General features: G+C 69.8%; 19 protein-coding genes, 1 tRNA gene and 1 other RNA gene. 10 read left to right on the top strand and 11 right to left on the bottom strand.

The window, feature by feature from the left end:
• Nucleotides 1–157: 157 nt before the first annotated feature.
• From ACRC20_RS14145 to pgsA, 6 genes are all read right to left on the bottom strand, one after another.
• Nucleotides 158–352 (bottom strand): DUF3046 domain-containing protein, encoded by a 195-nt coding sequence (locus tag ACRC20_RS14145; protein ID WP_438687026.1) that lies wholly within the window; start codon nucleotides 350–352, stop codon nucleotides 158–160.
• Nucleotides 343–1,509, bottom strand: coding sequence for a glycosyltransferase (locus ACRC20_RS14150; RefSeq protein WP_438687027.1), 1,167 nt, complete (start codon nucleotides 1,507–1,509; stop codon nucleotides 343–345). The genes ACRC20_RS14145 and ACRC20_RS14150 overlap by 10 nt, the downstream gene beginning before the upstream one ends.
• A 10-nt stretch (nucleotides 1,510–1,519) precedes the next feature.
• Nucleotides 1,520–2,320, bottom strand: a complete 801-nt coding sequence (locus ACRC20_RS14155) for a PspA/IM30 family protein (protein ID WP_438687028.1) — start codon at nucleotides 2,318–2,320, stop codon at nucleotides 1,520–1,522.
• A 91-nt stretch (nucleotides 2,321–2,411) separates the two neighbouring features.
• Nucleotides 2,412–2,726, bottom strand: coding sequence for a helix-turn-helix domain-containing protein (locus ACRC20_RS14160; protein WP_438687029.1), 315 nt, complete (start codon nucleotides 2,724–2,726; stop codon nucleotides 2,412–2,414).
• A gap of 237 nt (nucleotides 2,727–2,963) precedes the next feature.
• Nucleotides 2,964–3,473 carry a CinA family protein gene (locus ACRC20_RS14165; protein WP_438687030.1) on the bottom strand — a complete coding sequence of 170 codons (510 nt, stop codon included), beginning with the start codon at nucleotides 3,471–3,473 and terminating at the stop codon, nucleotides 2,964–2,966.
• Nucleotides 3,470–4,123 carry a CDP-diacylglycerol--glycerol-3-phosphate 3-phosphatidyltransferase gene (gene pgsA / locus ACRC20_RS14170; protein WP_438687031.1) on the bottom strand — a complete coding sequence of 218 codons (654 nt, stop codon included), beginning with the start codon at nucleotides 4,121–4,123 and terminating at the stop codon, nucleotides 3,470–3,472. The genes ACRC20_RS14165 and pgsA overlap by 4 nt, the downstream gene beginning before the upstream one ends.
• Before the next feature lie 39 nt (nucleotides 4,124–4,162).
• Here pgsA and ACRC20_RS14175 point away from each other — a divergent pair, with 39 nt between their 5' ends.
• Together ACRC20_RS14175 and ACRC20_RS14180 are read left to right on the top strand one after the other, a co-directional pair.
• On the top strand, nucleotides 4,163–4,672 hold the full coding sequence (locus tag ACRC20_RS14175) for an amino-acid N-acetyltransferase (protein ID WP_438687032.1): 510 nt from the start codon (nucleotides 4,163–4,165) through the stop codon (nucleotides 4,670–4,672).
• Between the two features lie 126 nt (nucleotides 4,673–4,798).
• On the top strand, nucleotides 4,799–5,170 hold the full coding sequence (locus ACRC20_RS14180) for a cupin domain-containing protein (RefSeq protein WP_438687033.1): 372 nt from the start codon (nucleotides 4,799–4,801) through the stop codon (nucleotides 5,168–5,170).
• Nucleotides 5,171–5,185: 15 nt separating this feature from the next.
• On the opposite strand, the gene ACRC20_RS14185 is transcribed toward ACRC20_RS14180, so the two are convergent.
• The 3 genes from ACRC20_RS14185 to ACRC20_RS14195 form a co-directional block, all read right to left on the bottom strand.
• Nucleotides 5,186–6,136 (bottom strand): TerC/Alx family metal homeostasis membrane protein, encoded by a 951-nt coding sequence (locus ACRC20_RS14185; RefSeq protein ID WP_438687034.1) that lies wholly within the window; start codon nucleotides 6,134–6,136, stop codon nucleotides 5,186–5,188.
• A gap of 379 nt (nucleotides 6,137–6,515) precedes the next feature.
• Nucleotides 6,516–9,188, bottom strand: coding sequence for a DNA translocase FtsK 4TM domain-containing protein (locus ACRC20_RS14190; protein WP_438687035.1), 2,673 nt, complete (start codon nucleotides 9,186–9,188; stop codon nucleotides 6,516–6,518).
• Between the two features lie 170 nt (nucleotides 9,189–9,358).
• Nucleotides 9,359–9,444: transfer RNA gene (locus ACRC20_RS14195), tRNA-Ser, on the bottom strand.
• Nucleotides 9,445–9,615: 171 nt separating this feature from the next.
• Between ACRC20_RS14195 and ffs the strand changes: the two genes are divergently transcribed.
• From ffs to ACRC20_RS14235, 8 genes are all read left to right on the top strand, one after another.
• Nucleotides 9,616–9,712: signal recognition particle sRNA small type (gene ffs, locus ACRC20_RS14200), an RNA gene on the top strand.
• Between the two features lie 39 nt (nucleotides 9,713–9,751).
• Nucleotides 9,752–11,047 carry an aminotransferase class I/II-fold pyridoxal phosphate-dependent enzyme gene (locus ACRC20_RS14205; RefSeq protein ID WP_438687053.1) on the top strand — a complete coding sequence of 432 codons (1,296 nt, stop codon included), beginning with the start codon at nucleotides 9,752–9,754 and terminating at the stop codon, nucleotides 11,045–11,047.
• A 58-nt stretch (nucleotides 11,048–11,105) separates the two neighbouring features.
• The gene (locus ACRC20_RS14210) at nucleotides 11,106–12,386 is read left to right on the top strand and encodes a glycosyltransferase 87 family protein (RefSeq protein ID WP_438687036.1); all 1,281 of its coding nucleotides are present in this window, start codon (nucleotides 11,106–11,108) and stop codon (nucleotides 12,384–12,386) included.
• The gene (locus tag ACRC20_RS14215) at nucleotides 12,373–13,833 is read left to right on the top strand and encodes a glycosyltransferase 87 family protein (protein WP_438687054.1); all 1,461 of its coding nucleotides are present in this window, start codon (nucleotides 12,373–12,375) and stop codon (nucleotides 13,831–13,833) included. The genes ACRC20_RS14210 and ACRC20_RS14215 overlap by 14 nt, the downstream gene beginning before the upstream one ends.
• Nucleotides 13,834–13,838: 5 nt before the next feature.
• On the top strand, nucleotides 13,839–15,092 hold the full coding sequence (locus tag ACRC20_RS14220) for a glycosyltransferase 87 family protein (RefSeq protein ID WP_438687037.1): 1,254 nt from the start codon (nucleotides 13,839–13,841) through the stop codon (nucleotides 15,090–15,092).
• Nucleotides 15,089–16,471, top strand: coding sequence for a glycosyltransferase 87 family protein (locus ACRC20_RS14225; protein ID WP_438687038.1), 1,383 nt, complete (start codon nucleotides 15,089–15,091; stop codon nucleotides 16,469–16,471). Before ACRC20_RS14220 ends, ACRC20_RS14225 begins: the two co-directional genes overlap by 4 nt.
• Nucleotides 16,396–18,384 carry a DNA polymerase III subunit gamma and tau gene (locus ACRC20_RS14230; RefSeq protein ID WP_438687039.1) on the top strand — a complete coding sequence of 663 codons (1,989 nt, stop codon included), beginning with the start codon at nucleotides 16,396–16,398 and terminating at the stop codon, nucleotides 18,382–18,384. Before ACRC20_RS14225 ends, ACRC20_RS14230 begins: the two co-directional genes overlap by 76 nt.
• A gap of 62 nt (nucleotides 18,385–18,446) precedes the next feature.
• A complete protein-coding gene (locus tag ACRC20_RS14235) occupies nucleotides 18,447–19,142 on the top strand; it encodes an AAA family ATPase (RefSeq protein ID WP_438687040.1) in 696 nt (231 codons plus the stop codon).
• A 140-nt stretch (nucleotides 19,143–19,282) separates the two neighbouring features.
• Here ACRC20_RS14235 and ACRC20_RS14240 read toward each other — a convergent pair whose 3' ends face one another.
• Nucleotides 19,283–19,756, bottom strand: coding sequence for a DUF350 domain-containing protein (locus tag ACRC20_RS14240; RefSeq protein WP_438687041.1), 474 nt, complete (start codon nucleotides 19,754–19,756; stop codon nucleotides 19,283–19,285).
• Between the two features lie 82 nt (nucleotides 19,757–19,838).
• Entirely contained in the window at nucleotides 19,839–21,002 is a 1,164-nt protein-coding gene (locus ACRC20_RS14245; protein WP_438687042.1) for a glutathionylspermidine synthase family protein, read from the bottom strand.
• Between the last annotated feature and the right edge of the window lies 1 nt (nucleotide 21,003).

The raw sequence follows: 21,003 nt of genomic DNA on the forward strand, positions 1-21,003 counted from the left end.
CCTCGCGACTGGGGCGAACCTGTGCAAATCTGTGGACAACTCCTCGGTTGTCCACATCCCGCGAGCCGAGGCTTGTGGGGACGAAAACCAGTCTAACGAAACGAATGTTCGAATGACGGAAGACACGCCGCGCCCATGGACGGACACGACGGAATGCCTACCAACGGACGCGCGGGACGTCGAAGTCCGCGCACAACGCCCGCCACACAAGTTTGGGCTCGGCGCCTTTTTCGATGGCCGCGCGAGCTGTCGCGCCGCCGAACGCGAGCAAGGCGTGGTCGCGGAGCAAAGACTCGCCGAACTGCGGGCCGAACTCTTCGCGAACCCTCGCGTGGAACTCTCTCAGGCGCATGCGGCCGCCTTGCGGCACACCGCGACCGGGTCCGTCGCCAATCGCACCGAGTCCCCCGCCCGGCGCGCGGCTGCGCGGAAACTCGGACCGTCCATGAGCTCCACGACCGCGTCGCGGAGCGCGGCGGCTTCCAGCGGGCGGATCGTTTTGGCGCAGCCGAGGCGTTCGGCCCGTTTGGCGACCTCCCATTGGTCCCCGCCGCCCGGCACCACGACCGCCGGGACCCCGGCCATGAACGCTTTCGCGAGCACGCCGTGCCCTCCGCCGCAGATCACCACCGCAGCCTGGCCGAAGAGCAAGTCTTGCCTGCCGATCCCGGCTGTGGCCCACGCGGGCAACGGCGGGCCCGACCAGCGGAACGTGGAGACGGCGAGACGGACCTCCCTGCCGAGCACGGCGGGGTCGAGCGCCTCGAGCGCCGCCTCGCACAGCCCTGGGACCGCCTGTGCTGCGGTGGAAGGCGCGAGCACCACGAGCGGAGCTTCTCCCGGCGGGATTTCGAGCTCCTCCTCCGAGACCTCGGCGAGGACCGGGCCGACGAGGACCGCCTCGGCGGGCCAGTCGGGACGCGGGACCTCCAACGCGGGAAGGGCGGCGACGAGCCGGGCAGCGGGTTTGCCGCCCTCCGGGGGCAGCCCGATGCCTTCCCGCGCCGCACGGCGCTGCGCGAGCCCGCGCCGCACGGACCGGGCGGAGAGCGCGCGCAGGGCCGCGTCTCGGAGCCTGCCCCGGACGCCGTGCCCTGGGACGAGGCCGCTGCCGATCGGCGGCAGGCCCTTCGACGGCAGGTACAGCGGATGCGGGGAGAGCTCTGCCCATGGCAGGCCCAGAAGTTCGGCGGCGAGCGCGCCGCCCGCCGTCAGCACGTCGGAGACGACAAGGTCCGGAGCGAAATCGGCGACGAGCGGGGCGAGCAGCGCCGCCATCCGCGCCGCGCGCTCGTGGATACGCCTGCCCGCGTCGAGGTCCTGCTCCCCCGGCGCGAGATCCAAGCCCACCAACTCGCGCACGGGCACGCCGCGCCTGCGCGCGAGGTCGAACCAACGCTCGCCGGTGAAAAAAACGACTTCCTCGCCCGAGTCGCGGAGCCGTTCGCCGAGCGCTAGCGCGGGCAGCGCATGGCCCGCGTCCGGGCCTGCGACGACGGCGACACGCACAGCGCCTGGACTACGCCGTCTGCCCGGGCTCGGCCGTGGGGACCGACGGCGCGGCGGGCGCCGCCTCCGCAGATCCTGCGGGCAGGGCGTCGCCTCGGATGGAGGCGCGCAGCTGTTCGAGCCTGCTATGCCCCGCCATCTGGATGGTGGCCTGCTGGACCTCCATCATCTTGCCCTGGACGGAGTTCTGCTGCAGCTCGGTCGCGCCGAGCGCGTTGGCATAGCGCTGCTCGATCTTGTCGCGCACCTCGTTGAGGTTCGGCGTGTTGCCGGGCGCGGCGAGCTCGTTCATCTGGTTGAGCGACGCGGCGACGCGCTCCTGCATCTTCGCCTGCTCAAGCTGGCTGAGCAGCTTGGAGCGCTCGGAGAGGAAGCCCTGCAGGCGCTGGGCGCTCTGCTCGACCGCCTGTTTCGCCTTCCCGGCGGCCTGCAGCGCCTGGTCGTGCATCGCCTTCGTGTTCTCGACGTTCTGCTCGGCGGTGACCAGCTGCGTGGCGATCGCCTCGGCCGCAGAGGTGTACTGCTGCGCGGCGGCCGCGTCGCCCTTCGCCGTGGCCTGGTCCGCCATGACGAGCGCCTGACGTGCCTGGGCCTGGTACTTCTCCACGTCGGCGAGCTGCCGGTTCAGCTGCATCTCAAGCTGGCGCTGGTTGCCGATCACCGCGGCGGCCTGCTGCGCGAGCGCTTGATGGTTGCGCTGCTCGTGCTCCACCGCCTGCTGCAGCTGGATCTTCGGATCCGCTTTCTCGTCGATTTTGGCGTTGAACAGCGCGATGCAGTAATTCCACGCTTTCACGAACGGGTTCGCCATAGCCTGTTTTTGCCTCCGTGTCGAAGTTCCGGGTCCTCGCCCTAAGGGTACTCTAACCGCCCGACATCCCAGTTCGCGCGGGCGCTCGCGCTCATGCGACGGCGAGCGAAGCCTTCCCAGGGGCAGGGATGACCATTTTGATCGCGGGGCCGGACCCGACCGAGTCCGCCGCGAGGGGCCTCATCATGTCCCCGGCGTGGCGCAGCACCTCCGGGATCGGCACCGCGAGCGCGCCGCAAATGGCGGCGAGCAATTCGCTCGAAGCCTCTTTCTGCCCCCGCTCGATCTCCGAGAGGTACCCCAGGCTCATACTCGCCGCGTTCGACACCTCGCGAAGCGTCCGGCGCTGGCCGAGGCGCAGCTGGCGCAGGCTCGCGCCCAGCGCCTCTCGCAACAGCATCGCCATTTGACCTCCTCAACAATGGGCCCAGTTCTATTCTACTGCCGGGTTCTCCTCTTTAACGCACGAACAGCCCCCGCTGTTCCCGAAACGGAACGACAGCTCCGGCAGGCTCGCTCCCCGGGGAACCCGTGTGGATGCATCGCAAGGCGGCAGACGACGACGTGTGCGTGGAACAGCGAGGCACGAGCCCGGTACACGAGGAGCCGACAACGCAGCGCGGCGCCGCGCGGACCTCGGGGATCAGTTCTTGCCGGAGATCCAGGCTAACCGCTGCAACAGGCCGTCGATAGCCGCGTTCACGGAGCCGATCCTGATGTCCCAGCGGTCGCCGGAGAGCTGCGGCGTCAGCACCTCCACCGGCCCCATCACCCCCCTGGTGATCGCGATGTACACGGTCCCCGGCTCCTTGCCCTCCTGCGGCTCCGGGCCCGCCACCCCGGTGATCCCGATCCCCCAGGTGGCCTGGCAGGTCCGGGCGGCGCCGATCGCGAGCTCGGTCGCCGTGCGGACCGACACCGCGCCGAGGTCTTCGAGGACGGCGGGGGTCACGCCCGCGAGCGAGGCCTTCAGGTCGGTCGCGTAGACGACGAGGCCGCCGCGCAGCACCGAGGACGCGCCGGGGATCCCCGCGAGCGTCGCAGACAAGAGCCCCGCGGTGAGCGACTCGGCCGTCGCCACCGTCTGCCCGTGCGCCGCGAGCAAGGAGACCAACTGCCACGCTTTCGTCGACGCGACCAGTGGGTCACTCATCCGCTCGTCTCCTCTTCCTTGGCCGCATCTCTTCCGCGATCTTCCTTGGCCGCATCTCTTCCGCCGCCGTCCGCGCCGTGCCGCTTCCGCGACGTGCCCCGGCCAATGCGCCAAGCGTAGTCGAGGCCGGTCCCGATGGTCGCGGCGACAGCGACCCAGACGAGCGCGATCAAGAACGGGTGGAGCGTCTGCGGCAGCGGGGCGATGAGCGCGCCGATGGCCACTGCTTGCAGCAAAGTCTTGATCTTGCCGCCGATGCTGGCCGCGACAACGCCGTCCTTGAGCGCCCACACGCGCAGCGCCGTCACGCCTGCCTCGCGGAAAATGATCACCCCGGTCGCCCACCACGACAGCTCGCCGAGCAGGGAGAGCCCGACGAGCGCCGACCCGATCAGCGCCTTGTCCGCCACCGGGTCCGCGAACTTCCCGAGCTCGGTGACCATGTCGAGCCTGCGCGCGAGATACCCGTCGAGCTGGTCGGTGACGCAGGCCGCCACGAAGACGCCGAACGCGGCCCACCGCCAAAGCGGGTCGTGCCCCCCGTTCGCGAAGAGCAGGACGAGGAACACCGGCACCGCCGCGAGGCGCAGCCCGGTCAAGGCGTTGGCGAGGTTCAGCGAACTCGGCGGGGCTGCGCGCTCGGATACCACAGGCTCAAGGATAGGCCGTGCCTGCGTTACTGTGCTCAGATGCACCCCCCTGCCCCGACAGTCCGCCGCGCCAGAGTCTCCGACGTGCCCGTGATCAAAGACCTCGTCGACGCGTACGCGGGCCGCATCCTCCTGGAGAAAAACCTCGTCACCCTCTACGAATCGGCGCAGGAGTTCTGGGTCGCGGAGCTCGACCGGGTGGTCGTCGGGTGCGGGGCGCTGCACGTCCTGTGGTCGGATTTGGGCGAGCTGCGCACCGTCGCGGTGCGGCCGGACTGCCACGGGAAGGGGATCGGGCACGCGCTGGTGCGCCGCCTGGTCGAGCACGCGCGCGAGCTCGAGCTCACGAAGCTCTTCGTGCTGACCTTCGAGACGGTGTTCTTCGGCAAGCACGGGTTCGTCCCCATCGAGGGCACGCCCGTCACTCCCGAGGTGTACGAGGAGATGCTCAAGTCCTACGACAAGGGCGTCGCAGAGTTCCTCGACCTCAGCTCGATCAAGCCGAACACGCTGGGCAACACCCGCATGCTCTTGCAGCTAGCCCGCTGACCCGGCGGCGCGCGAGCACCGCCGCCCCAGCAATCGCCCGCACGGCCCGGCCCGAAGCCGGGTAGGCTTCCAACAGGAGGGCCGCTGCCGGGAGCCAGCGGCCAGACCAGCGAGAGGGAGGCCACAGTGGCGGAGAAGAAGCCGATCGATATCGCAGAGCGATTGACCCATGTGCACGAGCTGTGGTCGCCGAAGGTCATCGCCAGGCTCAACGACTACGAGATCAAAGCGGTCAAATTGAGCGGCGAGTTCGTCTGGCACGACCACGCGGAGACGGACGAGCTCTTCCTCGTGTTCAGCGGCAGGCTGCGCATCCAGTTCCGCGACGGGGACGTCACCCTGGGCCCGGGACAGCTCTACGTCGTGCCCCGAGGGGTCGAGCACTGCCCCTTCGCCGAAGGCGAGGTCCACGCCCTGCTCGTCGAGCCTGTCGGCGTGGCCAACACCGGCCAGGCGGGCGGGCCGCTCACCGCGAAACACGACGACTCCCTCGCGTGACGGCCCGGCCCCGCGTCACGTCCGATCGGCGGAGCGGGTCCTGACGAGGCTCGCGGCCACCACGACGACCAGCACCGAGGCGATCACCGCGAGCGAGAGCGGCGTGGAGATCTCCGGCACGTGCAGCCCGCTCTCATGCGCGGCGTGCAGAACGAGCTTCGCCCCGATGAACGCGAGGATCACCGCAAGCCCGTAGGACAGGTACACGAGGCGGTCCAGCAGCCCGCCGATGAGGAAGTACAGCTGCCGCAGGCCCATCAGGGCGAACGCGTTGGCGGTGAGCACGATGTACGCCTGGTCGGTGAGCCCGTAGATGGCGGGGATGGAGTCGAGGGCGAAGAGCACGTCGGTGAGCCCGAGGGTCACCAAGGCCAAGAGGATCGGCGTGACCACCCGTTTGCCGTCCTCCCGCGCCACGAGCGCGCCGCTGTGGAACTGCCGCGTCACCGGCAGCCACCGGGAGAGGAGCTGGGCCATGCGGCTCTCGGTCTCCGGCTCCACGTCGTGGGACTCCTCCTTCTGGAAGGCGAGCCGGAGGGCGACGAACACGAGATACGCCCCGAAAATGTAGAACGTCCAGCTGAACGCGCCGATCACCGCCGCGCCGAGGAAGATGAACACCGCGCGGGCGGCCAGCGCGATGGCGATCCCGAGCAGGAGCACCTTCTGCTGGTGCTCTTTCGGGATGCGGTTGCGGGCCATGATGAGCAGGAAGACGAAGAGGTTGTCCACCGACAGCGATAGCTCGGTCACATAGCCCGCCACGAACTCAGTCGCCCGCCCGCCGTCCCACCAAACGGCCATCGCGGCCCCGAAGAGCAGCGCGAGAGCGAGATATCCGCCGCACCACAGCGCCGCCTCGCGGGGAGACGGCTCGTGGGGTTTGCGGGCCTGCACGAAGAAATCGAACGCGAAGAGCGCGAGGAGCAGGACGACCGTGACGGTCCAGACGAGCGGTGATGGCATAGCGTACCTCCGGTGGCAGGGCCCGCGATCTCAGAAAGGCCGCGGGCACGGTGAAACCACCGGAGGTCTCTTCCGCCGGGCCCAGTCCTTCAAAAGAACCGCGTCCGACCGACAGTCCCGGGTTCGCGAGAACCGTGCTGACGAGACTGTCGCGGGAGGAATACTCCCCTCCGACCGCCCTGCGAGAGCAGGGCTCCTACAGTCTACCGCACGGCTTCGCCCGACCCTCAGTCGAGCGCCTCCGGCGGCAAAGAGCCCAGCTGCGCCAGCAGGTCCTCCAGCTCCTCCGGCTTATAAAGCACCTCCCGGGGCTTGGAGCCCTCCGACGGGCCAACCACGCCGTGGTTCTCCCATCAAGCGCCGCATCAGGCGGCCCGCCTCAGTCGAGCGCCTCCGGCGGCAAAGAGCCCAGCTGCGCCAGCAGGTCCTCCAGCTCCTCCGGCTTGTAGAGCACCTCCCGGGGCTTGGAGCCCTCCGACGGGCCAACCACGCCGTGGTTCTCCATCATGTCCATCAGGCGGCCCGCCTTGGCGAACCCGACCCGGAGCTTGCGCTGGAGCATGGAGGTGGAGCCGAGCTGGCTGCGCACCACGAGGTCCACCGCCTGGAGGAACGGGCCAAGGTCGCCGGACGGCTCCGCGTCCGCCTTGCCTGCGCCCGCAGTGACGCTCTGCGTGGTGGTCACGCCCTCGTTGTAGTCCGGCTCAGCCTGGTCCTTGACCGCCTGGACGGCGGCCGCGATCTCCTCGTCGGAGATGTACGCGCCCTGCAGACGCTGCGGCCGGTTCGCGCCCATCGGCAGGAACAGCCCGTCGCCCATGCCGATGAGCTTCTCGGCCCCCGGCTGGTCGAGGATGACCCTGGAGTCGGTGAGCGAGGAGGTCGCGAACGCGAGCCGGGACGGCACGTTCGTCTTGATCAGGCCGGTGACCACGTCCACCGAGGGGCGCTGCGTGGCGAGCACCAGGTGGATGCCTGCCGCGCGGGCCTTCTGGGTGATCCGCACAATGGCCTCTTCCACGTCCCGGGGCGCGGTCATCATGAGGTCGGCGAGCTCGTCGACGATGGCGAGGATGTACGGGTACGGGCGCATCTCGCGCTCGGAGCCGAGCGGGGTGACGATCCGGCCCTCGCGCACCCCGGCGTTGAAGTCGTCGATGTGGCGGACCTTGTTCATCTGCATGTCCTTGTACCGCTGCTCCATCTCCTCCACGAGCCAGGCCAGCGCGGCGGCGGCCTTCTTCGGCTCGGTGATGATGGGGGTGATCAGGTGCGGCACGCCCTCGTACGGGGTGAGCTCGACCATCTTGGGGTCCACGAGGATCAGGCGCACCTCCTCCGGCCTGGCCCGCATGAGCAGGGACACGAGCATCGAGTTCACGAAGCTGGACTTGCCGGAGCCGGTGGACCCGGCGACGAGCAAGTGCGGCATCTTGGCGAGGTTGGCGGTGACGAACTGGCCGTCGATGTCCTTGCCGAGGCCGATGACCAGCGGGTGGCGCTCCTGGCGCGCGGTCGGCGCGGCGAGCACGTCGCCGAGGCGGACCATCTCGCGGTCGGTGTTGGGCACCTCGATGCCGACGGCGGACTTGCCGGGGATGGGCGCGAGCAGGCGCACGCTGTCCGTTGCGACGGCGTAGGCGATGTTGCGGGTGAGGTTGGTGATCTTCTCGACCTTGACGGCGGGCCCGAGCTCCACCTCGTAGCGGGTGACGGTCGGCCCACGGGTGTACCCGGTGACTTTGGCGTTGACGTTGAACTCGGTGAACACCCCGTCGATCGCCTTGATCATCGCGTCGTTCGCTTCGCTGTGCTTCTTCGGCGGCTCGCCGAGCTTGAGGATGCGCGCGGAGGGCAGGATGTAGTCGCCGGGCGCGGGCTGGGCCTCGGGGAGCTCCAACTGATGGCCCGGCGTCTCGACCGCAGGCGGACGGACGGGTTCGGGAGCGGCCACCACGACAGGGGCAACGGGCTCCGGCGCGACCGGCACATACTCCGGCTCCGGCTCGGACTCCTGGACAGGCTCGGCTTTCGGCGCGGCTGGCTTGCGCTGGCGCACTCTGGGCGCGGGGATCGGCTCTTCCTCCTCCGGCTCCAGATCGGCTGCGGTCGCGCCGAAGAACGGGACGTCGAGGTCGTCCGCCTCGTTCGAACCCCGAACCTTCTGATCCGTAGTCAGCTGCCTCGCGCCTTCGCGCGACACCGCAGGGCTCGGCAGCTGCGACAGCCGCGACTGCGCGGTGGCGGTGAGCTCGCGAATGGTGGCCCCGCTGACGATGAGCGCGCCGAAAGCGCCGACGAGCAGGAGCAAGGCCCCCGCCACCCACGGCGAGAAGCCGTCGGCGAGCGGCCCGGCGAACGCGGAGCCGAGGAAGCCGCCCGCGACCGCCCGGCCCTCCGAGGTTTGCGGCGAGCCCGAGACCAGGTGCCACAGGCCCAAGACCGAAGCGACCAGCAGCGCGGAGCCGAACAGGATCCGCGGGCGGGTTTGCGGGTTGGGCTCGCGGCGCAGCAGCAGGAACGCGAGCACGCCGAGCAAGATCGGCAACAGGTTCGCGGCCGAGCCGACGACCGCGCGGACCCCGGAGGCGACCAACGCGCCAGCCGGGCCCCCGACGTGCGACCACAAACTGCCCGCGAGGATGACAGAGACCCCGAGGAGCGCGAGGGCCGCCCCGTCGCGCCGATGTCCTTCGTGGCGTTGCGGGTGGCGCTCGTCGCCGTACGCGTCGATGTCTCCGTAGCCGTCGTTGTCCCAGCCTGCCTGCTGTTGAGGACCGGAGCCGCCGGCGAACCGCGCCTGGCCCTGTCCCGCCTCGTCACGAGGGCCGATCGAACGGACGGCGGAGCCGAGGCCCCGCGCCAGCAGCGAAAACCCAGCGCCCACTCCCCTGCCCAGCCCGGCGGCGACCTTCGCCCCATTGCCTTGGCCCGCAGGCTTTCGCGCGGCAGCGGCCTTGCGGGTCGCGGGGGCGGCTTTGCGCCGCTGCGCAGTGCCTTTGCGGCTGGCAGCGGGAGCGCCCTTCGTCCGAGAGGTGGTCTTCGTCGTCACTCGACACAGCCTAATCCCAGCAGTCACATGGTGAACTCCAGCAACACACGGCTGTGATGGTTCAGTGACCCGGACGTTGCCGGGACGAGCTAGCTCGGCGGCGGGCCGCGAAGCCGGGGACGAGAAAAAGTTAAGAGCGGCTCCCCTCCGTTCGGAGGGGAGCCGCTCTGCGGAGGATAGGGGATTTGAACCCCTGAGGGCTGTTAACCCAACCCGCGTTCCAGGCGAGCGCCATAGGCCACTAGGCGAATCCTCCGCCGAGGAGTATAGCGGACATTGACAGAGAAGACGAAACGGCTTTTCCGGGGCGGTGAGGCGGAAAAGCCCGGCACGAGCTGGCGGGAGCGTCCGGGCCAGGCGGGGCAAAAGGCAGGCCCGGTCTTGCGAAGCGGTTTTCGCAATCGCGTCCCCATGCGTGTAAACTGCCCGCAGGACCCCGTGTGGCGACCATCCTGTGAACCCCCCCAGGGCCGGAAGGCAGCAAGGGTCAACGGGCTCTGGCGGGTGCACGGGGTCCCCTGCTCCTATATGCCACGGGGACACAAAAGAGGTGTGTGACAACGATGACTCCTGCGCTGCCCTACACCTCCCTCTCCCCCGCCGAGCTCGCCGCCGAGCTCGCGGCGCTCCGCTCGCAGTACGCCGATCTCGTCGCCAAAGGACTGTCGCTCGACATCACCCGTGGCGTGCCGTCCACCGCCCAGCTCGACCTGTCTGGCGACCTTTTGACCCTCCCCGCCGGGGAATACCGGGACGCGGACGGCGTCGACTGCCGCAACTACGGCGGCGTCCTCGGCCTTCGCGAGCTGCGGGAGATCTTCGCCGAGCTGCTCGAAGTCCCCGCCGAGAACCTCGTCGCGGGGAACAACTCCTCGCTCGAGCTCATGCACAACCTCATCGTCGAGTCGCTGCTGCACGCCCCGGTCGACGGGGCAGCGCCGTGGGCCGCCGATCCGAAGCGGAAGTTCCTCTGCCCCGCCCCCGGCTACGACCGCCATTTCGCCGTCGCCGACGACCTCGGCTTCGAGCTGGTCCCGGTGCGGATGCTGGCGGACGGCCCGGACGTCGACCAGGTCGCCGAGCTCATCGCGAACGACCCCTCGGTCAAGGGCATGTGGCTCGTGCCGACCTATTCGAACCCGACCGGCACGGTCGTGAGCGAGCAGACGATCCGCAGGCTCCTCGCCCTGCCCGCAGCCGCGCCCGACTTCCGCCTCGTCCTCGACAACGCGTACGCGCTGCACCCGATCATCGGCGACTCCCCGACCGGACGGCCCTTCCTCGCGTGGGCCGAGGAGGCTGGCCGCCCCAACCGCCCGTTGGTCTTCGCCTCCACCTCCAAGATCACCCTGGCGGGCGCGGGCGTGAGCTTCTTCGCCGCCTCCAAGGCGAACCTCGACTGGCACCTCGCGCACGCGGGGAAGCGCAGCATCGGCCCGGACAAGGTGAACCAGCTGCGCCACGTGCTCTTCTTCCGCGACGCGGAGGGAGTCCGGGCGCACATGCGGCGGCACCGGGCGCTGCTCGCGCCGAAGTTCGCCCTCGTCCTCAAGATCCTCGAGGACCGGCTCGGCTCGTCGAAGATCGCCTCGTGGACCGAGCCGCAGGGCGGCTACTTCGTGAGCCTCGACGTGCTCCCGGGCACGGCCCGAGAGGTGGTGCGCCTCGCGAAAGAGGCGGGGGTCGCCCTCACTCCGGCGGGCGCCACGTTCCCGCGCGGCGCGGATCCCCAGGACTCGAACATCCGGATCGCGCCGACTTTCTTGCCCGAGGCGAAACTCGCCGACGCGATCGAGGCCACGAGCACCTGCGCGCTGCTCGCCGCCGCGCAAAAACTCGCCGAGGGGCATGCCGGATAAACGGGCCGACGGCTCGGCCCGCGCCGACGCTCATCTTCGTCCGCTACCCTCGTCAGCCATGACTGACACCCCGGCAGGCTCAGCCCGCGTCTCATGGCGGCTCGTCGGAGCCGTCGCCGTCGTGGCGGTCCTCGCCCTGTGGGTCCAGCACGCGCTCATCCCCTTTCAAATGCCCTGGTGGGGGCTGACACAGAACGGCACCGACCTGGTCGCCTACCAGAACGGGGCCCAGATGGGCTGGCGCGGCCAGGCGTTGTACGACAGCCCCGCGACATGGGCGGGCCTCGCCCATCAAACGGCGCTCTGGTTCATCTACACCCCGTTCTCGGCCCCGCTGTTCCTGCCGATCAGCTGGATCCACCCCTGGGCGTTCTCCCAGCTCGTCTGGCTCGTCCTGTCGGTCGTGGTCCTCGCGCTCGTCCTCAGGCGCGCCATGCAGGCGGCGGGCGTGCGCGACAACCGCGCGTTGCTGGCGCTCAGCGTCATCCTCGCCGTCGCCGCCGCCGACCTCGAGCCGGTCCGGGCCACGCTCTGGTACGGCCAGGTCAACATCCTCCTCATGGGGCTGATCCTGCTCGACCTCGTCCGCCCGCAGGACGCGAAGCTGCGCGGCTTCGGAGTCGGCGTCGCCGCCGGGATCAAGCTCACCCCCCTCATCTTCCTGCCCTATCTGCTCGTCACCCGCCAATGGCGGGCCGCGAAGACCGCCGTGCTCGTCTTCGCCCTGACGGCTGCGATCGGCTGGGCGGCCTTCCCCTCCGACTCGCGGTTCTTCTGGGGCGCGGGCGGCCAGGTCGGCCCGATCCAGGCCTTCACCGCGCACTTGGACAACCAGTCCGCCGCAGGCGTGCTCGCCCGGATCTGGGAGCCCGCGCCCGCGCCGAGCGTCCTGGTCCATCTCGTCCAGCTGGCTGTCGCCGTGCTGGGGCTGGCATGCGCGCGCCGCGTCGACCTGGCGGGCGAGCGTTTCCTCGCCCTGCTGCTCGTCGGCCTCACCGGCTGCGCGGTCTCGCCGATCTCCTGGACGCACCACTGGGTGTGGTTCGCGCCCTTCGTCGTCTGGCTCGCGGCGAAGGCCGCCGTCGCCGACAAAGGGCGTGCTGCGGCTTTCGCGGCGGCGGGCCTCGTCCTCGCGCTGTTCATCTGGACCCAGAGCCACGTCGAGCCGCCCGGAGTCCTTCCGTCGATCCATCTCAACGTGGGCATTTGCTATTGGGACCGGCTGCCTGGCGCGCTCGGCCCCATCGCCCACTCCTGGTATCTGATCTTGTGCGTCGCGATCCTGATAGGCGCGAACCGGCTCCTGCGGTACCCTCCCTTGCGTGATCGCCACACCTGATCCCAGCGCACCCGGGGCTTCGGAAACACGTTGCCCGGCCGCGCTCCTGTGGACCTCGGTGGCGCTCGCCGCCTTCGCGCTGGCAGCGCAGAGCCTGCTGATCCCGTTCGACCTGTTGCACCAAGACCTCGTCACGAACAGCCGGGACTTCCTGATCTACTCGGACGGGGCCCGCACGGCGCTGGACGGGCGCCCCTTGTACACGGCGCCGGTCGGCGAGGACGGGTTTTTCACCTACCCGCCGTTCGCGGCGCTGTGCTTCGCCCCGTTCACCGTCCTCTCCGGCGAGGCTGGCGGGCTCACCTGGTCCATCCTCTGCTACCTCCTGCTCGCGCTCGTCGTCGGCCGGGCGCTGCGCCTCGCCGGGCTGCGGCCGGATCTGCGGCTCGGGCTGACCAGCCTCGCGCTGGCGGCCGCGGCGGCCGCGCTCGAACCGGTCCGGACCACGCTCTGGTACGGGCAGATCAACATCCTGCTCATGGCGCTGATCTTCTTGGACCTCACCCGTCCCGAGCGGTCGAAGCTGCGCGGAGTCGGCGTCGGGATCGCCGCCGGGATCAAGCTCATCCCGCTGATCTTCCTGCCCTACCTGGTCCTCACCCGCCAGTGGCGGGCGGCGGCGACCGCCGCCCTGACGTTCGCGGCCACGGTCGCGCTCTCCTGGGCCGTCCTGCCCGGCGACAGCGCCCAGTACTGGTTCCACGCCGTCCGGGACACCAGCCATATCGGCGAGCTCTTCCACCCGGCGAACCAGTCGGTCAACGGCTTCCTCGCCCGGATCTGGAAGCCGGACCACAGCCCCGGCTGGATCTGGCCCGTGCTCGCCGCCGCTGTGATCGCCGTCGGGCTCGGGCTCGCCCGGCTCGCCCACGACCGGGGCGAAGAGGCTCTCGGCCTGCTGCTCGTCGGGCTCACGTCCTGCGCGGCCTCGCCGTTCACCTGGGGCCACCACTGGGTCTGGTTCGCGCCGCTCATCGCGTGGTTCGTCGCCCAAGCAGTCCACGCGTCCCAGGCAATCGTCCCGGCAGATCAGGCGGACGAGTCCCCCGCAAGCGGGAGGTGCCCCCACCAAGGCGGCAGGCGACGACGCGTACAGGTAACAGCGAGGAACGAGCAAGGCACGCGAGGAGCCGACAACGCCGGAGATCGCCGTTTGAGCGCCGGGGCCCGGTGGGGCGCGGCAGCGGCGGCTCTGTACGCCTGGGCCTTCGTCTGGCCATGGCACAAGCCCCCCTCCACGCCGGAGGAGCCGCGCGTGGTCCCCGGCCTCTTCTATCATTACCTCGACACGGGCGACCCGTGGTACCGCCACGTCGCCAGCGGCTGGTACATGCTGGCCTACCTCGTGATCCTCGTCGGGATCGCGAGCTGGCTGCGCAGCCCCCGAGCACATGGCGCCCGTCCCCTCGCGGAGGCGGTCCCGACGCATCCCACGGCAGGAGCCTGACAAGCATGAACACCAGACCACTCCCCAAGGCCGTGCTCTACGCGTCGTTCGCCGCCGTCGCGCTCGCTTTCGCGGTCCAGCTGCTGCTGCCGCCGGGCACCGCGATCATCCACGGATGCGGCGGCGTCGACTACAACGTCTACCGCGCGGCGGCGCAGGTCGTCCTCGGCGGGGAGTCCCTCTACGACCGCGCGCTGACGCACAGTCCCGAACTCGGGTTCACCTATCCCCCGTTCGCCGTCCTCGCGTTCCTCCCGATGGCGGTGTTCCCCCGGCTGATCGGCGAAGGAACGCACCTGGTCATCTCGATCCTCGCCCTCGCGCTCGTCATCGGGCGCACGCTCGAATTCATGGGGTTCCGCAGGGACCGCGCGCTGGTCTTGTCGAGCATCGCCTTCTCGATCGGGGCCGTCAACCTCGAACCGGTCCAGTCCACCCTGTGGTTCGGGCAGCTCAACATCGTGCTCATGGCCTTGGTGTTCCTGGACTTGCTCGGCCCGCAGTCGAGCCGCTGGCGAGGCTTCGGGGTCGGCCTCGCCGCCGGGCTCAAGCTCACCCCGCTCGTCTTCGTCCCCTACCTGCTGCTCACCAAGCAGTGGCGCGCGGCGGCGACCGCCGCCCTGACGTTCCTCGGCACGATCGCGCTCGGCTTCCTCGTCGTCCCCCACGACTCCGTGAAGTTCTGGAGCAGCGTCGGGCAGACCACTAGGGTCGGGCCGCTCGCCTGGCCCTCGAACCAAGCTGTGGAGGGGACGCTCGCCCGGATCTGGGCTCCGCACGACGCGCCGAAGGCGTTGTTCTACGCGCTCGCCCTCGTCTTGGGGGGAGCCGGGCTCCTGCTCGGGGCATACGCCTACCGCCGGTCCGAGCGTCTGCTCGCCGTCGTCGTCGTCGGGCTCGTGGCCTGCGTCGTCTCGCCGATCGCCTGGAGCCACCACTGGGTCTGGGCCGCCCCGCTCGTGGTGTGGCTCGTGGTGAAGGCCGTGCCCGACGAGAACGCGGCGCCAGACGGGAAGAGCGGGCCGAAGACGGCCTGGGCACTCGCGGCGGCCGGGCTGTACCTCTGGGTCTTCGTGTGGCCGAACAACCAGTCCTCGCTCAGCTTCGACAGATCCATGGAGCCCGCGTCCATCGGCGTGTTCTGGCTGCAGCACGGCCCGCCCCTGCTGCGCGACGCGTTTGGGGCCTGGTACCTCTACGCCTACCTCGCGATCCTCTTCTTCAGCTGGCGGAGCCTGCGCCAGAAGACCCCGGCATGACCATGCCCCCGCCCGCTGGCGGCAAAGGCATCGCGGCCTCGGCGGTCGCCGTCGCGCTGCTCCTCGGCTTCCTCGCGGTGTGGGCGCAGAACCGTCTCATCCCGCTGGACGGGGAGTACTGGGGGCTCTTCGAGAACGGCGTCGACCTCGACGTGTACCGGGGCGGGGCGAAAGCGGTGCTCGAGTCGAGGCCGCTGTACGGCGCGACCGTGATGGACGATTTCTGGTTCACCTATCCGCCGTTCGCCGCCGTGGCGTTCATGCCGCTCTCCGGGCTCGCCTTCGAGTCCGCGCGGACCATCTGGCTCGAAGTCTCCTTCCTCGCGCTCGTCCTCGTCGTCTACCGCTGCCTGCGGCAGGCGCGCCCGCAGGCAGGCGCGGAGCCCCGAGGCCGCAGGGGCCGCCTCGGCCTCCTCGTCGCGAGCGCCTGCCTCGCCGCTGCGGCGACGGCGCTGGAGCCGGTGCGCTCCACGCTCTGGTACGGGCAGGTGAACCTCGTCCTCCTCGCCGTCGTGTTCCTCGACCTCGCCAGGCCCGAGGGGTCGAGAGGCAAGGGCTTCGGCGTCGGCCTCGCCGCCGGGATCAAGCTCACCTCGCTGATCTTCCTGCCCTACCTGCTCGTCACCCGGCAGTGGCGGGCCGCCGGATGGGCGTGCGGGACGTTCGCCGCGACGGTCGTCGCCGGGTTCGCCGTCGCGCCGTCGGAATCGAAGTACTACTGGGCCAAAGGCATCTCGGACGTCAGCAAGATCGCGCCTCGCCCGACTCCCGCGAACCAATCCATCGCAGGCGTGCTCGACCGGCTCTTCTCGCCAACGGCGACCCCGTCGCTGGCCGACCCCCCGTCGTACGCGCCGAACTGGGCATGGTTCGCGCTGGCCGCGCTCCTCGGCGCGGCAGGGCTGGCCCTCGCCCGGTCCGCCCGCCGCAAAGGCGACGAGGTGCTCGCGCTGGCGCTCGTCGGCCTCGTCGGCTGCGCCGTCTCCCCTTTCTCCTGGGGCCATCACTGGGTTTGGTTCGTCCCGCTCGCCGCGTGGCTCTTCGCGAGGGCGGCACGCACAGGCTCCGCTCTCGCGGCGCTCGGTTTCGTGGTCCTTGCGGCCTGGACCTTCATGTGGACCTCGGTCCAACCCGACCTGCCGAACGCCCCTGTGTTGCCGGGCTACGCCACCGGCGTGTTCATCCAGCCTGCCGATCCTCCGCTCGGTGCTGCCGGCCAGCTCAAAGCGGCCTGGTACCCGATCGCGTACGTGCTGGTCCTCCTGATCGGCGCGATGTCGGCGGCTCTAGGTAGACTCTCTGGGTGGCACTGTACCGAAGATATCGGCCGGAACGGCTCGACCAGGTCCTCGGACAAGAGCACGTCACCAAACCGCTGAGCATCGCGCTCGAGGCGGGCAGGCTCGGCCACGCGTACTTGTTCTCCGGCCCGAGGGGCTGCGGGAAGACATCCCTCGCCCGTATTCTCGCCCGTTCGGTGAACTGCGAGAAAGGCCCGACCGCGAACCCGTGCGGGGTCTGCGAGTCCTGCCGAGCCCTCGCCGAGGGCGGGCCGGGGTCGATCGACGTCATCGAGCTCGACGCCGCCAGCCACGGCGGGGTGGACGACACCAGAGACCTTCGCGATCGCGCCTTCTACGCCCCCGCGCGCTCGGCGAAGCGGGTGTTCATCATCGACGAGGCGCATATGGTCACCACAGCGGGGTTCAACGCGCTGCTCAAGATAGTCGAAGAGCCGCCCCCGCACCTCATTTTCGTGTTCGCCACCACCGAGCCGGAGAAGGTCTTGCCGACCATCCGCTCGCGGACCCACCATTACCCGTTCCGGCTCCTGCCCCCGAAAACACTGCGCGAGCTGCTGGTCAACGTCGTGGCGGCGGAGCGGGTAACCGTGGAGCCGGACGTCTACCCCCTCGTCATCCGTGCTTCTGGGGGATCGCCCCGCGACGCGCTCTCCATCCTCGACCAGCTCATGGCGGGCGCCGAGAACGAGACCGTCGCCTACACGAGCGCGGTGGGGCTTCTGGGGGTCACGAACGCGACCCTCATCGACAGCGCGGTCGCGGCGATCGCCGCTGGCGACGGCGCGACCTTGTTCACCGTTGTGGACCAATGCGTCAACGCGGGCGGCGACCCGAGGCGCTTCGCGGTCGACCTCCTCGACCGGCTCCGCGATCTCATCCTCGTCCAAAACGTCCCGAACGCGTTGGAACAAGGGCTCGTCGACGCGCCCGCAGACGCGTGGCCCCAGCGTCGAGAACAAGCGCATGGCTTCGGCCCTGGGACGCTCGCGCAATGCGCCGAGACGCTGCACACCGGCATCACGGAGATGCGCGGAGCCACGTCGCCGAGGCTCCTGCTCGAAGTGGTGTGCGCGAGGATGCTGCTGCCGCCGACGGATTCCGCCGCGCTCATCGCCCGGTTGGAGCGGCTCGAGCGGGGCGGCGGATGCGCCGCGGAGCCGACCGCTGCGCCGCAGCGGTCGGAGCGACCCGCGCCAATCGACCCTGCCCCGCCGCCGAAGTTCGAGCGTCCCGAACCGGTCGACCCTGCTCCGCCGCCGAGGTTCGAACCACCAGCGCCAAGGCCGGAACGCGCCGTTCCTGAGCCAGCAGCTCCTGAGCCCGTCGCATCAGAGCCGAGGCCCGTGGCCGAGGCTCCGCCCGCTCCAGAGTCCGGCAGGGCGCCCGCCGCCGGACCGGTGCAGGAGGTCTGGTCGAAAGCGCTCGGACAGATCCGCGACCGCTCCAGGGTCGCCTACGCGCTGCTCGAAGGCGCCCCGACGCCGGAGTTGCGCGGCGACGAACTGGTGATCCGCCTCGCCTCCGCCGCCCTCGCGGCCCGGCTCTCCGACCCCAAGGTGCTCGACATGGTGGCCTCGGCCCTCCGCGACACCGCCGGGGTGCAATGGCGGGTGGTCTGCGAGCGCGGCTCCGCGCCGAGCGCGCCCGCCCCGACCGCGGCAGCATCGGACCACGCCCCGCCGCCCGCCGCAGTCCCGCCCCCCCAACGGACAGCGGCACCCCAACAGGCAGCGGCCCCTCCCGCGAGCCCTGCCGCCGAGGCGGCCTCCCCGGAACCAGCGCCCGCGCCCGCGTCCCCGGAGCCGCCGTCCGCCGCCGCACGGCGCGCGCTCGCGCAGCGAAGGTCCGGGCCGGGCCCGCGCGAGCCGGAATTCGAGCCGGACCCCGGCCCGCAGGGCGAGCAGGCTCCACCGGAAGAGGAAGCCCCGCCCCAAGACGCGTTGGCCTTGTTGACCGCCAAGCTCGGCGCCACACCGCTGAAAAACTGAGCCGGTATGGACCAGAGCCGCGCAGTCGCCCGCCCAGCAATTGGCGGTAGGATGAACACGCTATGACCCAATGGTCCTCCCCTCGTCCTCCGGTAAGCATCGCCGCTGCTCCTGCGGCGTATCTCATTGTCGGCGTCCCGGGGAGCGGCAAGAGCACGGTGAGCCGGGCGCTCGCCCAGCGGTACCGGCTTGGAGCGCATATCGAGGTGGACAGGCTCCAGGAGATGGTGGTCTCCGGCGGACGCTGGCCTCGCTTCCGCTGGGACCCGGAAGCAGACCGGCAGACCTATGTCCGCGCGAAGAACGCCGCCGCGCTCGCGCACAACTTCTACCAAGCCGGAATCGTCCCGGTGATCGACGACGTCGTGGTGTGGCGCAACCACTTGGACTACTACCTCGCTAAACTCGCGGGCCTGCCACTGCGGTTCATCGTGCTCGCCCCGAGCCCGCACATAGCGGCGCACCGCAACGCGACCCGGCGCAAAGTGCTCACCACCGACTGGAACTTCCTCGACCGGACGATGCACGAGCAATTGCACGGCGTCGGCGCTTGGATCGACAGCTCGGGACTCGACGTGGCGGCCACCGTCAACACAGTGCTCGGCGTGCAGCAGAACGTCCTCCTGCCTAGCCCGGCCAACGGGCTGGCCCCCCATCCCCAGCCCCAGCCCGCGTGGGGCGCGGAGCAGACCTATCCGGGGACGCAGCCGCCGCCCGCGACTGGGTGGAACCCCCAGCCGCAGACCTGGGCGGGCTAGACTCTGATCGCTCCACAGTCCCCGGCAGATCAATCGGATGCATCGCCAGGCGGCAGGCGACGTGGCGTACGAAGACGGCGAGGGACGAGCCGGGTACGCGAGGAGCCGACAACGCAGCGAGGCGCCGATTGGGCGCCGGGCTACAAAATGGAGATGGCGACGATCAATCCAATCCCCAGGTGCGCGCCCGCGACGATGAGCGAGTCGAAGTCGAAGTCGTCCCGCAGCAAGGTCACATTCGTCTCCACTCCCGTCGCGATCTCCAGGAACCGCACGGCGACCACTTGCGCGGCGACGCCGACGACGCCGTAGACCACCGTGGTCACGATCCCGCCCCAGATGTCCCCGGAGAGCGTGCTGTAGATGGCCGTCACGACGATGAGGGCCATGCTGAACAGGCCGGCCGCAGTGATGAAGGAGGCGTTGGGCTTCTCGTCCCGCACGAGCTGGCGCAGTTTGCCGACCGTGGTGAGGTCGATGGCGAAGAACCCGAGGACCATGAGGCCGAGGCCGATGACCGCGTAGATCACGATGGCGGCGACGGACCTCGCCAAATGCCGCCAGAAATCGCTGTGCGCGACGATGGACTCCAAAGCGAGCTGGGAAACGGTCATATGGTCATGCTCCTCGTGTCGTGTGTCAATTCTGAGTGGATCAATTCGATGTCGGCCAGTGCGGCTGCGTTGGCCGATGCGGTCACTCGGCGATCCTATGCGGCACGAACGCCGCCCCGTCGTCGGTGATCAGTCCGGCGGTCTCTCGGATGCCCATGCCCGCGGCCTTGTCCCCGACGACCCACGCGCCGATCACCGGGCGCATGCTGTCGAACACGGGGAGCGGGTCGAAGAGCTGGTACACGTACCCTTCTTTCCCGTACACGCCGCCGGTGGAGGTCTCGTAGCCGGGGGCGACGATCGTCATATTCGCCCCCTCCCGACCGAGCTTGGGCTTTTTGATGTACTCGGTGAGGACGCCGGGGTCGTCGAGGTACGCGGGCAGCAGGTTCGGGTGGCCGGGGTTGTTCTCGTAGAGGATCGCGAGCAGCGCCTTGTTCGAGAGCAGGACTTTCCACAGCGGCTCGACCCACAGGGTGCCCGGCAGCTGCTCGACCGCGTGCTTGCCGAACGGGTCCTCGAGCAGCCACTCCCACGGGTACAGCTTGAAGACCGTGCGCATCGGGTCCTCGGCCAAGTCCACGAACCGTTTGAGCACATCGTCCCACCCGATGTCCTCGACGGCCAGCCCGACCGTGTCGAACCCCGCCTCGGCGGCGGTTTCCTGCATGTACGTGGTCGTGATATGGTCCTCGCCCGCGGTGTCCCCCCTCGCGAAGGCAAGGTGCAGCACGTTCTGCGGCAGCTGGGCCCGGACCTGGCCCCAGCGCTCCACCAGCTTCTCGTGCAGGCTGTTCCACTGGTCGCCGTCGGAGAACACGTCCTTGAACCAGAACCACTGCAGGATCGAGGCCTCCAGGAGCGAGGTCGGGGTGTCCCCGTTGTACTCCAAGAGCTTCGCCGGGCCGGTCGCGTCGTACCGCAGGTCGAAGCGGCCGTAGACGTGCGGGTCGCGCCGCCGCCACGACTGGTCGATATGCGGCCAGACCCATTCCGGGAGCCCGAAGTCTTTGTACCGCTCGGTCAGCACCACGTGCTCCACCGCGTCGAGGCACAACGCGTGCAGGCCCTCCACGTCGGCTTCGAGCGAGTCCACCTCGTCGATCGAGAACTCGTAGTACACCGATTCGTCCCAATACGGGCGTTCGGTGCCGTCCGCGTTGCGCGCCGGGACGCCGTAGACCAATCCTTGGGTCTCGACGGTCTGCTCCCAGCCCGGCCTGGGCGTTCTGCGAAGTCTGCGCATG

The sequence above is a fragment of the Segniliparus sp. genome, from assembly GCF_051660745.1.
In the GTDB taxonomy this organism is placed as follows: Bacteria; Actinomycetota; Actinomycetes; order Mycobacteriales; family Mycobacteriaceae; genus Segniliparus.